At 65.9% G+C, this 13,510-nt stretch carries 13 protein-coding genes; 2 read left to right on the top strand and 11 right to left on the bottom strand.

What is annotated here, in order from left to right:
* Position 1: 1 nt before the first annotated feature.
* The 3 genes from AC6H0R_RS06210 to AC6H0R_RS06200 are packed head-to-tail and all read right to left on the bottom strand — an operon-like array spanning position 2 to position 2,960.
* Positions 2–1,729 (bottom strand): 4Fe-4S binding protein, encoded by a 1,728-nt coding sequence (locus AC6H0R_RS06210; protein ID WP_497580477.1) that lies wholly within the window; start codon positions 1,727–1,729, stop codon positions 2–4.
* The gene (locus AC6H0R_RS06205) at positions 1,726–2,394 is read right to left on the bottom strand and encodes a DUF3306 domain-containing protein (RefSeq protein WP_497580476.1); all 669 of its coding nucleotides are present in this window, start codon (positions 2,392–2,394) and stop codon (positions 1,726–1,728) included. Before AC6H0R_RS06205 ends, AC6H0R_RS06210 begins: the two co-directional genes overlap by 4 nt.
* On the bottom strand, positions 2,391–2,960 hold the full coding sequence (locus AC6H0R_RS06200; protein WP_497580475.1) for a DUF3305 domain-containing protein: 570 nt from the start codon (positions 2,958–2,960) through the stop codon (positions 2,391–2,393). The genes AC6H0R_RS06205 and AC6H0R_RS06200 overlap by 4 nt, the downstream gene beginning before the upstream one ends.
* Before the next feature lie 421 nt (positions 2,961–3,381).
* Here AC6H0R_RS06200 and AC6H0R_RS06195 point away from each other — a divergent pair, with 421 nt between their 5' ends.
* Positions 3,382–4,269, top strand: a complete 888-nt coding sequence (locus tag AC6H0R_RS06195; RefSeq protein ID WP_497580474.1) for a sigma-54 interaction domain-containing protein — start codon at positions 3,382–3,384, stop codon at positions 4,267–4,269.
* A 34-nt stretch (positions 4,270–4,303) separates the two neighbouring features.
* Here AC6H0R_RS06195 and apbC read toward each other — a convergent pair whose 3' ends face one another.
* A complete protein-coding gene (gene apbC / locus AC6H0R_RS06190) occupies positions 4,304–5,398 on the bottom strand; it encodes an iron-sulfur cluster carrier protein ApbC (protein WP_497580473.1) in 1,095 nt (364 codons plus the stop codon).
* Positions 5,399–5,499: 101 nt separating this feature from the next.
* On the opposite strand from apbC, the gene AC6H0R_RS06185 reads away from it, so the two are divergent.
* Positions 5,500–6,171: an ankyrin repeat domain-containing protein gene (locus AC6H0R_RS06185; RefSeq protein ID WP_497580472.1), complete on the top strand. Its 672-nt coding sequence runs from the start codon at positions 5,500–5,502 to the stop codon at positions 6,169–6,171.
* Positions 6,172–6,182: 11 nt separating this feature from the next.
* On the opposite strand, the gene AC6H0R_RS06180 is transcribed toward AC6H0R_RS06185, so the two are convergent.
* From AC6H0R_RS06180 to def, 7 genes are all read right to left on the bottom strand, one after another.
* Positions 6,183–6,887, bottom strand: a complete 705-nt coding sequence (locus AC6H0R_RS06180) for a Rieske (2Fe-2S) protein (protein WP_497580471.1) — start codon at positions 6,885–6,887, stop codon at positions 6,183–6,185.
* Between the two features lie 48 nt (positions 6,888–6,935).
* Entirely contained in the window at positions 6,936–7,463 is a 528-nt protein-coding gene (gene mobB / locus AC6H0R_RS06175) for a molybdopterin-guanine dinucleotide biosynthesis protein B (RefSeq protein WP_497580470.1), read from the bottom strand.
* A 43-nt stretch (positions 7,464–7,506) separates the two neighbouring features.
* On the bottom strand, positions 7,507–8,913 hold the full coding sequence (locus tag AC6H0R_RS06170; RefSeq protein WP_497580469.1) for a sigma-54-dependent transcriptional regulator: 1,407 nt from the start codon (positions 8,911–8,913) through the stop codon (positions 7,507–7,509).
* Positions 8,914–9,013: 100 nt separating this feature from the next.
* A complete protein-coding gene (locus tag AC6H0R_RS06165) occupies positions 9,014–11,101 on the bottom strand; it encodes a sensor histidine kinase (RefSeq protein ID WP_497580468.1) in 2,088 nt (695 codons plus the stop codon).
* Positions 11,102–11,141: 40 nt separating this feature from the next.
* Positions 11,142–11,978, bottom strand: coding sequence for a zinc metalloprotease HtpX (htpX, locus tag AC6H0R_RS06160; protein ID WP_497580467.1), 837 nt, complete (start codon positions 11,976–11,978; stop codon positions 11,142–11,144).
* Positions 11,979–12,038: 60 nt separating this feature from the next.
* On the bottom strand, positions 12,039–12,986 hold the full coding sequence (fmt, locus tag AC6H0R_RS06155) for a methionyl-tRNA formyltransferase (RefSeq protein ID WP_497580466.1): 948 nt from the start codon (positions 12,984–12,986) through the stop codon (positions 12,039–12,041).
* Positions 12,986–13,489: a peptide deformylase gene (gene def / locus AC6H0R_RS06150; RefSeq protein WP_497580465.1), complete on the bottom strand. Its 504-nt coding sequence runs from the start codon at positions 13,487–13,489 to the stop codon at positions 12,986–12,988. Before def ends, fmt begins: the two co-directional genes overlap by 1 nt.
* Between the last annotated feature and the right edge of the window lie 21 nt (positions 13,490–13,510).

Raw genomic sequence — 13,510 nt, 5'->3', positions numbered from 1 at the left:
CTCATTTCGGCCCGAACCAGCGCGGCTTGGAGCCGCCCTTGAGGTCGTCTGCGAACATGTCCACGACACGGCAATCGCCGCACATCTTGAGACGGCGCAGCGCGTCTTCGGACTGGAACATGTGATGGCCGGAGAGCTTCTCGACCATGCGGCCGATCACGCTCTGGGTGGCAAAGGCCTTGCCGCAGCGAATGCAGCAGAAGGGCTCTTCCTCGTTGAGCACTTGCGGCTTGCGACGCGTTTCCCAGTCGAAGGTGAAGCGCGCATCCAGCGTGATGGCGTCTTCCGGACAGGCCTTGGCACACAGCCCGCACTGCACGCACAGATCCTCGGTGAAGGACAGTTGCGGCTTGTCGCCGGCGTCAGTGATGGCGCGGGTCGGACAGACCTGCGAACAGGACATGCACAAGGTACAGGCCTGCTTGTTGACCGCGATCTGGCCGAACGGCGCACCCGCGGGCAGCGCCACGCTGCGCGGATTCTCGGGCGACTGGTCATACAGGTGATCGAGCGCGAGCCGCAGCGTGCCGCGCTTTTCGTTGTAGGTGTCGAAGCTCGCCGGCTGGCGCACCGCCGGCTGCATGGCGCGCGCGAAGATCGCCGCAGCGTCGTCGTCGACCCCCAGCCACACCAGTCGGGCGCTATCGAGGCCCATGGCATCCATGATCGGGGCGGCAAAACGCATTTGCTCGCGCATGGCCTCACGCACCGTGGACGGCACCGTGTCGGTGTCGAGCAGCACGATCTCGGCCGCGCCGTAGGCAAAGGCCGCAAACCAGGCGTCCATGCCGGCCGCGCCGATCTCGGCAAGCTGCACCGGCAGGGCACGCGCAGGCAGTTGCGCGCCCAGCGCACGCAGACGATCAAGGCCGCCCTCTTCGTCGTGGAACACCAGCAACGGCTTCTCGCCACCGGCCTCGCGGTAGGCGAAGAGCATGCGCTTGAGGCGCGAAATCTGGTCACGCGGGCCGGGGTAGGCATAGGTCATGGCCCCGGTCGGGCACACGCTGGTACAGGTGCCGGCGCCCTGACAGAGGTAGGGGTCGACGTCGACCAGATCGCCCAGTGATTTGATCGCCCCGGTCGGACAGGCGTCGAGACAACGCGTACAGCCACTCAGCCCGGAATCACCGTGCGCGCAGATATCGGCGTTGTAGGCAAAGAAGCGCGGCTTCTCGAACTCACCGGTCATCTCCGGCATCTCGGCCAGCATGGCGTTGAGCTTGTCGGAATTGCCACGCGGTGCGTAGTAGCCGAAAGGCGCGATCTCGTGGCGGATGGCGGGCTCGCGGCGCAGATCGAGCACCAGGTCGAACCACGGCTGATCCGGGCGCGACAGGCCGGCGGGCGAGACGTCCTGCCCGTTGGGGAGTTTGACCGTACAGGAGAATTTTCCGAGGTGACCGGCGATGTCGCCCGGTTCGCCGCGCACGATCATTACGCGCGCTTCGTCGGCCTTGGCGGCGGCCGCGGACTCGGACAGGGCGCCGCTCGCTGCCGCTGTCGGCAGCACCGTACAGTGCAGGTGTTCGCGCAAGGCATCGGCACATTCAAGCGCATCGCGCTCGGCACCGACGATCAGCACATAGCCGGACGAGCGGTACGCCACCAGTGAGGTGGCATCGACGTCAACGGAGTAGGCCGCCTGCAAGGCAGCCAGCCGCGCGGCCGCCTCCGGTTCGCCGGATCGGAGCACAGGATCGTCGTACAGGGCGGAAAGATCAGTCATGTGGCCTCGGTTCTGGCGGCGCCCACCCTGTCGGGCACCACGTTCTGGTCGGTCCCGGACGGCTCTTCGTCCGCCTGGGAAAGTTTCAGGCTGCCGTCGCGCTCGGCGCGGGCCAGGTACTCCGCCTCCAGATCAGGCGTTTTCTCGCCCCGGAACTGGGCGGCAATACGGGCTTCGAGTTCTTCCCTGGGCACTGCCACGCCCTGACCGGTAAGCCGCTCGTAAAGCTTGCCGGCTTCGCGTGCGATGGCCGACTTGAGGTCGTGCGGCACGATGTCGCCGAGCGGCGCGAAGTTGGTGTAGTCATCGGCGTACTCGGCGCACAGGCAGTACACGTTGTATTTCGGGCTCATGAAGATCTTGTTGAGCGCACGCATGCGCAGCGCGGCAGAGATGTTCTTGGCCATGAACATCGAAACGTCCGAATCGGCCGTCAGCGTCTCGACTTCGGGCATGTCCTCGTCGGTGAGCTCGGACATGCGCTTGCCGGTACGGGCATCAACGGGGTCTTCATCAACCTCGGACGCAACGACTTCGGTCACCGCAACGGTGACCACCGGCTCGGTGACCGGCTCGTCGACGACCAGCCCGCGTTTGCGGCGCGACCAGCGCGACAGGAAGGTTCCGGCCTCGGCTTCGGCGGCGGACACGCGCGGCTCGCTCATGAACCACCTCCCAGGAAGTCACCCACGGTCGCGTCATACAGCGCCTTGCTGCGCTGCTTGCCGCGACCCTTGCCCCGGCGTTTCGGCTCGTAGTGGACGGTGATGAACTTCTCCAGCCAGCGGTAGACCTCCGGCGGCATCTGGGCCGACAGCACGACTTCGTCCGAACCGCGCAGGTTGGTGCAATCAAGGTTCTGTGCGCGGTCCAGGCTGACCGTGACCTCCAGCGGCTCCATGCCGCCTTCCGGGCTGAACCGTGCAATGACGTACACCTCGGGGCGATCACCACCGAGGTTGAGGGCGTAATCCTCGGCCTGCGCCGGATGCAACCGGATCGAAAAGCCGCGCCACAGGAACAGTTCGGCCGCGCCGGTCGAACGCACACAGACGCCGGAACGTTCAGCCGACGCAAAATGCTCACCAACCACGATGCCGGTCACCTGCCACAGCATGGAGTCCGCCGCACGCTCCCGACCGGGCGACGCAATCATCACCGCGACGGGCAAAACCGCGTCGTGCGACCACGTATCGTCAGTGGCTTCAGGAACGTGCAAATCAGTCGTCAAGTGACACCCCTATGCAAGGAAGTACCTATCGTTTTATAGACGATAGCAACTGACATGCCACCCTGGGCATTCGTGGAAACACCCGTTTTGACAAGGGTTTTTGCGGCTGCAGCAACAGCACACCGGGCACTTTTGACCCACATCCAAACCGCAGTGGACAAAATGCACCATGGTGCATGGCAGCATTTCCGAAACCGCCTGTTCGGTGGGCTGATCGGTGATCGGAGGCCCCTCTGAACGTTCTCGCCGACACCCGCGAAAACAGCCCAAATTGACCCGCACAGACCGGCCGATTGGTACAAAATGTCTGCATTTTCGCCTCCAGGAACAGCCTGCGCCGATGATGAACCCCGGCCAATCCGAGATTTCCGCAAGCACGGCTCCCGCAGATCCACGCGACGTGGCCCGCCGCAGTGCATGCATGAGCGAACTGGAATCACTGCTGCAACGGATCGCGCCGTCGCGAACGACCGTGCTGATCGAAGGCGAGTCAGGGGCGGGAAAGGAAGTGACCGCTACCCAGCTGCATGTGCTCAGCGGCCGCGGCGGCCCGCTGGTGGCGATCAACTGCGGCTCGATGTCGCCCGAACTGCTCGACAGCGAACTGTTCGGCCATGCCCGCGGTGCCTTTACGGGCGCTAGCCAGGGGCGCGATGGGCTGATCCTGCACGCCGACGGCGGCACCTTGTTTCTGGACGAGATCGGGGAATTGCCGTTGTTCCTGCAGGCCAAGCTGTTGCGTGTGCTGGAGACGTCGAGCGTGCGCCCGGTCGGCACCGATGCCGAGATACCGGTTGACCTGCGCGTGGTCGCTGCGACCAACCGACCGATGGCGCAGCTCGTTGAAGCCGGACAGTTTCGCGAGGATCTGTATTACCGCCTCAACGTGCTGGCCGTGCGCGTACCGCCATTGCGCGAACGCCTTGAGGACATCCCTGCGCTGATCGAGCACTTCGCATCGCACTTTGTCGAAACCCTGGGTGTGGCGCCGGCCGTGCTCGGGCGCGGCGGGCTGCGCAAGCTGCAAAGCCACAGCTGGCCCGGAAACGTGCGCGAACTGCGCAACCTGGTGGAGCGGGCCATGCTGCTGGGACGCAATGTGGACGCCTGTCTGCGCGTGCGCCCGCTCGACGCCTCGGACCTGCAGGCGCGCGGCGACAGCGGGTACGCACCCGACCTGCCGCTGGCCGAGGTACGACGCCGTCACATGGAGCGTGTGCTGTATCGCTGCCAGGGCAACAAGTCCGAAGCCGCAAGGCGCATGGGCGTGTCACGCAAGACGCTGGAGCGCTGGTTGCGCGAGACCTGACGGGCCGGCGGACGCCGACCCGCGGGAGCAACGATCAGGTGTTCTCGATCGAGATCTTCGGAAAACCACCGCCGACGCTGCCGGCGTGGCGCAGCGCAAGCCGCGCTGCCATATTGCGCGCCACCTCGCGGTAGGCACCCGCCAGCGGGCCGTCGGGCTCCGCCACCACGGTCGGCTTGCCGCTGTCGGCCTGTTCGCGGATGCGGATGTCGAGCGGCAGCGAGCCGAGCAGGTCGAGGCCGTACTTCTCGGCCAGTTTCTGCCCGCCACCGGCGCCGAAGATGTGTTCTTCGTGGCCGCACTCGCTGCAGCAGTGCATGCCCATGTTTTCGATCACGCCGAGTACCGGCACGCCGACCTTTTCAAACATCTTGTAGCCGCGATTGGCGTCGAGCAGGGCGATGTCCTGCGGCGTGGTGACGACCACCGCGCCGGCCAGTTTCACGCGCTGCGCCATCGTGAGCTGGATGTCGCCGGTACCCGGCGGCATGTCCACGATGAGGTAGTCCAGATCATTCCACTCGGTGTCGCGCATGAGCTGTTCGAGCGCCTGCGTGGCCATCGCGCCGCGCCACACCATGGGCTCTTCCTCGTCGATCAGGAAGCCGGCTGACATGGCCTGCACGCCGTACTGCGTGAGCGGCTGGAAGCGCTTGCCGTCCTTGGACGACGGACGCCCCGAGATCCCGAGCATGCGCGGCAGGCTGGGGCCGTAGATGTCGGCGTCCAGAATGCCGACGCGCGCGCCCTCATCGGAGAGCGCCAAGGCGATGTTCACGGCCGTGGTCGATTTGCCGACACCCCCCTTGCCCGACGACACCGCCACGATGTTGCGCACTCCAGGGATCGCGCTCGGGTCCTCGGCCGGCTCGCGCGGGCCGATGCGGCTGGTGACGTCGACATCGACGCTGCGCACCCCCGGCAGCGGCGAAACGGCCGCACGCACGGCGTCGCGCAGCGTAACGGCAATGCGGCGCACCGGAAAGCCCATCACCAGTTCAATGCGCACGCAGTCGCCATCGAGGTGAATGGCTTCGACGCAGCCGCCCGACACCAGATCACGCTGCAAATGCGGTTCGACGACGCCTGCAAGAGCCGCTTCCACGGCCTCGCGTTTGAGTTCGGTCATGCTCTACTCCCTGCTCTTTTCATTGTGGAAAACCCGCGACTTGGCGCGAGCCATCCGGCCTCTATAATCAAACCCTGTTGCACCGCTTCGGAGAGGGTGAGATGTCCTTCAAATCCGGCCGCCTGGCGGCAATCGTGCTTTTGCTCGTTCTCGCCCTCGCGGCCCCGGCAAGCTTCGCCGCGTCTGCTGAAGCCTTGATCAAAGCCGTCATCAACGGACAAGCCACTCGCGTTGCGATCCTGCTCGACCAGGGCGTCTCGCCCGAGGCCGTCAGCCGCGAAACGGAGTCGCAGGGCAAGACGGCGCTGATGTGGGCGGCCGAATCGGGCCAGCTCGACATCCTGCGCATGTTGCTGCAGTACGGCGCCGTCGTCGACCGCGGAAATCCGAAGGGTGGCACGGCACTGATGTATGCCGCAGTGGCCGGCCAGACCGAAGCCATCCAGTTGCTCGTGCAGGCCGGCGCCGACCCCAATCACCGCGTGCGTCATGGCTGGAGCCCCTTGCTGCTGGCCACGGCCAAGGGTCACGTTGCAGCGGTGCGGGCGCTGACCGGACTGGGTGCCGACCCGCAAACGCGCGACGTCTACGGCTGGAACCTGCTGATGCACGCCACCGACCGCGCCGACACGGCGATGATGCGCACACTGATCGAACTCGGTCTGGACCCGCAGGCGACCGACGAAGCCGGCATCAACGCGCTGATGCTGGCCGAGCGCAGCAACCGCCCGGAGCTGGTCGCGCTGCTCAAGGCTGCAAGGCCTGCACGCTGAGCGCCGCCGGTTCAGCACGTCACCACGTTCCCGCAGAACTCCTCCAGCCGCTGCACCCGTACCTCGCCAGCCAGCGGCTGGGTGGCATTGCCGTTCGGGTACTGCAGGCTGAGCCGCGCGCCAAAGGTCTTGAAGAAGCGCTGGAACATCTCGCCACCCAGCGTGCCGACCGCATACAGACCGTCGCTGGCCACGTCGTGCTCAAGAATGATCGCCGCCAGCGGCTGGTCGGCCGGACCGTCGAGCACTGCCGCACCGGTGGCCGGATCGTAGCGGCTGTTCTCGGAGCAGCAGCTGATCACACCGGCCGCAGGCTCGGCATCGGTACGCGCCGGTCGGAAGGAAATATGGCTGATGGCCGGCGTCGGGTGGGTCATCTTGTGCGCGCAGATCGCCGAGTAGGCCACCAGCGAGCGCTGCGGACCGACGCCGCCGGGCCAGTCGTAGCGCCCGCCACTGACGGTCTTCAGCGTCTTGCGATCGTCCACCGGGCGGCCGAGGTTGATCAGGAAGCACGGCGTGGCCGGAAACGGGTAATTGAACACGTATTGCTCACCGGCCAGCACGGCAGAGGCTTTCAGCGGCTGCCCCTGGCTGTCGAGCAGCCGCACGCGGCCGTATTTGCGCAGCGATGCACTGGCCGGCAGGCTCAGCGCCCCGCCGGCGAGCAGGCCGGCGCTGATCGAACAGGTCCTGACGAAGGCACGACGATCCATGGCTTCACTCCCTCAGGCGACAGGGCGACGCGCGTCCGCGCGCCGTGCTCACCCCGCGCGGACAATGGCCGCACGGCGGCCCAGACAATGCGCTTCGATGAAATCGGCGACCGCCACCGGGTCGTTGAGGTCGAGACGCGGCAACACGCCGGTATCCAAAGCGGGCACATCGGTCGCCACGGCCACGATGTGTCGGTCACCCGGGAACATCTGCGACTCGGAAGCGCCTTCGCGATAGACCTCGATCTTGTCGATCGACGCGCGCTTGAAACCTTCAACGAGCGCAACGTCGCAGTCCGACAACTTGGCCAGCAGCGCATCGAGATTCATCTCGGGCTCGGCATCGCGCAGCTCGTGCATCAACACCCAACGGTTGTCCGAACTGACCAGCACTTCCTTGCAGCCGGCCTGACGGTGGCGCCAGGAATCCTTGCCCGGCACGTCGACGTCGAACTTGTGATGGGCGTGCTTGATCAGCGACACCGACAAGCCGCGGGCCGTCAGCACGCGGATGACCTGCTCGATCAGCGTGGTCTTGCCGCTGCCTGACCAGCCGGCGAATCCGATCACCTGCATGAGGCCTCTCCGGTCAGGAGCACAGGGCAGGGTACTGGGGTGTTCATGAGGTTCTCTCGCTCCATTCTGCGAATTTGCGGTCCAGGGTCTTGCGCGACACGCCCAGACGGCGCGCGGCTTCCGCCTTGTTTCCGCCACAGGCATCCAGCGCGCCGAGAATGTGACGGCGTTCGACCTCGTCGAGCGACAACTCGGGGTCAGCCTGGGCGCGTGCGGCAGACACCGGCGCTGCCATGGCGTCCGTGGCAAAGGCGCCGAGAATCAAGGAGCGTTCGACGAAGTTGCGCAGCTCGCGCACATTGCCCGGCCAATGGTACCGGCACAGCGCATCCATCACCGCCGCATCGGGCTGCATGGGCGGCACACCCAGCCGCTGCGACAGCATGGCCATGAAATGCTCGACCAGCGCCGGCACATCCTCGGCACGATCACGCAAGGCCGGCACCTGCAGGTCGACGACGGCCAGACGGAAATACAGATCCTCGCGAAACACTCCGTCGTGCACGGCCTGCGTCAGGTCGCGGTTGGACGCGGCGATGATGCGCACATCCACCGGCAGCTCGCGTTCCGAGCCCACCGGCCGCAGCCGGCGTTCTTCGAGCACACGCAGCAATCGACTCTGCATCGACAGCGGCAGTTCGCTGATCTCGTCGAGGAACAGCGTGCCGCCGTTGGCGTAGTAGAACAGGCCGTTGCGGCTGGCCGCAGCACCCGTGAACGCGCCTTTGACGTGGCCGAACAGCTCGCTTTCGATCAGCTCGGAGGGGATCGCCGCGCAGTTGACCGGAACGAAAGCCCGCTCACGTCGGCCGCTCAGCTGATGCAGCGCACGCGCGACCACTTCCTTGCCGGTGCCGGATTCGCCCTGCAGCAACACCGTGCTGGGCGTGGCGGCGACGCGGTGGAGAACATCGCGCAGCTCCAGCATCGGCGGCGAACTGCCGACCAGACCTTCGACCTGGTCTTCGCGCGCCGACAGCTCGCGGCGCAACACGTAGTTCTCGCGGGCCAGCCGCGCCCGCTGGAAACAGTTCTTGATCGAATTGAAGATCTGATCGGTGCGGAACGGCTTGAGGATGAAGTCCGAGGCGCCGCCACGCAGCGCGTCGATGGCGCTCTCCAAATCCGCAAAGGCGGTGATCAGGATGACGTCCACGCCTACGCCGCCCTCGCGCAGCTCACGCAGCCATTCGATGCCTGACTTGCCGGGCAGCGCGATGTCGAGAATCAGCAGATCGAAGTGTTCACGGTCCATCAGGCTGCGGGCCTGCTCCACATCGCCCGCGACCTCGACCCGCGCACAACGCGGGGCGAGCGCCCGCTGCAGGAAGCTGCGCATGCCTTCTTCGTCATCCACCACCAGGATGGCCAGTTCAGGCCACGCCAGTTCGTCGTGCGCGACTTCATGCGAAACGGGGCCGTTGCGCATCGGATCTTGCCCGTGCAGCATCAATTCCTCTCCTCCGGGCCGGGGGGCTTGCGGACTTCGTGTGACCGTCCGATTCTGTTTGAGTTGCTCCACCGGGGTCGGCTCATGATAACCGAGCCCGTCATCCCTTCCAGCGCCGCATGAAGCCGGGCGCCTCGGGACCACTCTGGAACACCGCCTGGCGATACAGCCGCAATTCGAACTCGGTACCCTCGCCCGGCGTGCTGCGCACCGCGATTCGGCCGCCGTAGCGTTCAAGGATGGTGTAGGTCACCGACAGGCCGAGTCCAGTGCCGCTTTCCTTCTTGGTCGTGAAGAAGGGATCGAAGATGTTGGCCAGGTGCTCTGGCGCAATCCCGATACCGGTGTCACGCACGCGCAGCAGCACGCCGACCGACTCGCCGGTCTCGTCCAGCCAATCCTCGCCCCCAACCGTCAGCGTACCGCCGTCAGGCATGGCCTGAGCAGCGTTCACGAACAGGTTGATCAGCACCTGCTGCAATTCACCACGATTGATCTCGACCGGGCCGGCAACGCGCAGGTCGGAGACCACCTCGATGTCGTTACGGTCCAGGTTGTGGCGCGTCAACAACAGGCAGTCCTCAACCACGGTCGCCACATCGACATTCTCGGTGTAGCCGGCGAAATCACCCGGTCGGGCAAACTGCAACAGCTTGGTGACGATCAGGCGGATGCGGTCAACCTGCGCATGGATCAGTCGAATCTCCTGCTGTACCGGCTCGGCCGCCGGCCCCAGCACCGAGCGGAGGACGTCGAGGTTGCCCTGGATCACCGCCACCGGATTGTTCACCTCATGCGCCACCCCGGCCGTCAGCTCGCCGATGGCTGCGAGCTTTTCACTCATGACCAGTTGCTGCTGCGCCCGACGCAGGGTCTCGTTGGCTTCTTTGAGCTCGGCGGTGCGCTCGGCCACCTTGCGGTCGAGCTCATCGGCCCAGCGCTGCAACTCTTCGCGCTTGGCCTGCAACGTGTCGAGCAGGTGGTCGAACTCGACCGCCAGACGGCCCAACTCGTCGCGGCTGGCAACCGGACCGACGCGCGCCGCGGCGTCACCGTCCTCGATGCGCCCGATCACGCGGTTCATGCGCTCGATCGGCCCGAACACGCTGCGCGCCCAGCGCAGGCTGAGTACCGTGCCGATCCCGCTGATCGCCAGAAAGAGGACGAACAGCACCGCCATCGCCGCCTGCATGGCGGCGCGCAAAGGCGCTTCAAGAAAACCCACGTACAACATGCCGACGCGCTGGCCATGGCCGTTGACCACCGGCTCGTAGCCGGACACATAGTGATCGTTCACGACAAAGGCCGTGCCCAGCCAGATGCCGCCGTCGCCCAGCACATAGTCGCGCACCGTCTTCGACACGCGCGTACCCAACGCTCGCTCGCCCTCGAACAGCCGCACGTTGGTGGCGATGCGCGTATCCCCCAGAAACAGCGTGGCCGTGCCCTTGCTGTCGAGCGGCAGCGAGCCATCGCGGTAGACGATCTCGTTGATGCGATCGACCAGGCCCAGGTTGCCGTTGAGCAGCGTGCCGCCCTCGAGCACGCCAGCGAGCCGGCCAAGGGCATCGTAGACCGGCGCTGCAGCATGGATGACCATGCCGCGATCTTCAGCCTGGCGCAGATCGGGCGCCGCCGCGACCGTGGGCACCAATGGCACCCACGCACGCAGACGCAACTCCGGGTGCAGCGCGCCCAGATCGTCGGGCGAGAAAATCTCGATCGTGTTGTGCGCCGCGCCGCTGGCTGCGGCGGCCACCACCGGCCATCGCAGGCGGCTGTCCGGCGGCGCCTCGTCCGACAATGAACTCGACACCGGACGCCCCTTCAGATCGAGCAGCATCAGGTAATCGAGACTGTGTTCGCGCGCCAGCAGCGACAACAGCGTGACGAAGTCCGGATCATCACTTTCGTCCAGGCTCACGACCAGGCGATGCGAGCCGGCAATCGACACGACATCGGCCCCCACACCCTCACGCACACGGTCAAAGTACTCGTGCGCGGTGACCATGTCCGAGCTGACCTTGTAGTTCACCAGCCGCTCGTAGGCCTCGTTACCCCAGGTCCACACCAGCCCCAACAGCAGCGGCACCCCGATCGCCAGCGGTGCCAGCACCAGGGCCAGCAGCTTGATGCGTACCGAAGCGCGTGCGCGCTCCACCCAGCCGGCGACCCAGGACAGCCTCATGCGACGGCCCCGCCCCATCCCGACCCGGAGGCCCCGGGATTCACCGCGCCATCGCCTGCAGACGCGCAATGCGCTCGCGCGTGTCCGGGTGAGTCGAGAACAGGCCGCGCATGCCGCCGGAAAGCGGATTCATGATCATCATCTGGCCCGTTTCGGGGTGACGCTCGGCCGTTTCCATCGGCGTGCCGCGCGCATAGGCCTCGATCTTGGCGAGCGCACTGGCAAGCGCCAACGGATCGCCGGAGATTTCGGCACCGCCACGGTCGGCGCCGAATTCGCGGGTCCGCGAGATGGCCATCTGGATGATCATCGCGGCAATCGGCGCGAGGATCATGACCAGAATCGCCAGCGCCGGATTGGGGCGGTCCTCGCCACGACCGCCAAAGAACATGCCGAACTGCGCCAGCACCGAAATCGCGCCGGCCACGGTGGCTGACATGGTCGAGATCAGGATGTCGCGGTTCTTCACGTGCGCCAGCTCGTGCGCCATCACGCCGCGCAACTCGCGCTCGGAAAGCAGCTGCACGATGCCGGTGGTGGCCGCCACGGCGGCGTTGTCGGGATTACGACCGGTGGCGAAGGCGTTCGGCTGGGCCTCGTCGATGAGGTACACCCTGGGCATCGGCAGGTCGGCACGGCGCGCCAGCTCGCGCACCATGTTGTAGAGGTAGGGTGAGGTGGTCTCGTCAACCTCGCGGGCGCGGTACATCTTGAGCACCATGCGGTCCGAGAACCAGTAGGCCCACAAATTGGTGGCACCGCCGAAAACCAGCGCCAGCAGCATGCCCTGCTGCCCGCCGATCAGTGCGCCGACCGTGCCGAACAGCGCCACGATGCCGGCCATCAGCATCGAAGTCTTGATCCAGTTTCCGTACATCGCGTTGCTTCTCCGTCTCAGAAAATCAAGACGCTCAGATGGGGGGCGTCGCAACCGGTTTCAATCGCCAGCCTGCCCGAAACGCTCGCCCGCCGCGATCGGGAAACCACGGAGGAATTCTTCCACCCCCATGCGCCGGCTGCCCGGACGCTGCAGTTCGCTCACGCGAAGCGCCCCCGCACCGCAGGCAAGCACCACGCCGTCGCGGTCCGCGACGAGCACTTCGCCGGGCCGCCCCGAGCCGGTCTCGGGCGTGGCGCGCCAGAGCTTGATCGGCGTGTCGCGCAGGCCGGACACCAAGCCGGGGAAGGGGTCGAAGGCGCGCATGCGTCGGGCAATCCGCTCGGCAGGCTCCGACCAGTCGATCAGACTCTCGGCCTTGGCGATCTTGGCGGCGTAGGTCACACCGGCCTCAGGTTGCGGCGTGGCCGGCAGGTCTCCGGCCTCCAGACGCTTCAGGGCTTCGATGAGCAGCTCGCCACCGAGCGTGGCGAGACGGTCGTGCAGACTGCCGGTGGTGTCGTCGCCGGAGATGGGGGTAGCGCGACGCAGCAGCATCGGCCCGGTGTCCAGGCCTTCATCCATCTGCATGATAGTGATGCCGGTTTCCATATCGCCTGCTTCGATGGCGCGATGGATAGGCGCCGCACCGCGCCAGCGCGGCAGCAAGGAAGCATGGATGTTGATGCAGCCCAGTCGCGGCAGAGTCAGCGCCTCGGGCGGCAGCAACAGGCCATAGGCAGCCACCACGAGCACGTCCGGCGCACAGTCTGCAAGCATCGCGCGCTGTTCCGGCGTGCGCAGCTTTTCGGGCTGATCCACCCTAATGCCGGCCTCCAGCGCGACACGCTTGACCGGACTGGGCGTGAGCTTCATGCCCCGCCCGGCCGGGCGGTCGGGCTGGGTCAGCACGAGCGGTACTTTGTAACCGGCCATAAGCAGCGCACGCAGCGCCACCGCCGCGAACTCCGGCGTACCGGCGAACGCGACGCGCAGATCCGTCGTCATCAGGCGGTGATCCGGGCCCGCTTGACGAGCTTGCCTTTGATGCGCGTCTGCTTGAGCTGGGACAGGTGCTCGACGAAGACCTTGCCGTCGAGATGATCGATCTCGTGCTGGATGCACACCGCCAGCAGGCCGTCGGCCTCGAGCTCGAAGCGTTCACCCTTTTCATTCAGCGCGGCCACGCGAACCTCCGCCGCGCGTGTGACTTTCTCGTAGATTCCGGGTACGGACAGGCAGCCTTCCTCGCACACCTGCTCGCCGGATTTCTCAAGGATTTGCGGGTTGATGAACGCCATTAGCTGACTGCGATCCTCGGTCACATCGATGACGACCACACGCTTGTGGACGTTGACCTGGGTCGCAGCCAGACCGATGCCGGGCGCCTCGTACATGGTCTCGGCCATGTCGGTCACGAGTTTGCGGATGACATCGTCAACAACCTCGACCGGAGCCGCCCGCTTGTGCAGCCTCGGATCGGGATATCGCAGGATCGGAAGAAGTGCCATTTTTGAGTGCTTGCCGGTTGA

Source organism: Pseudazoarcus sp. NS36, assembly GCF_059703705.1.
The sequence above is the reverse complement of the archived record's forward strand: the minus strand, read 5'-3'. Positions and strand labels throughout refer to the sequence as shown.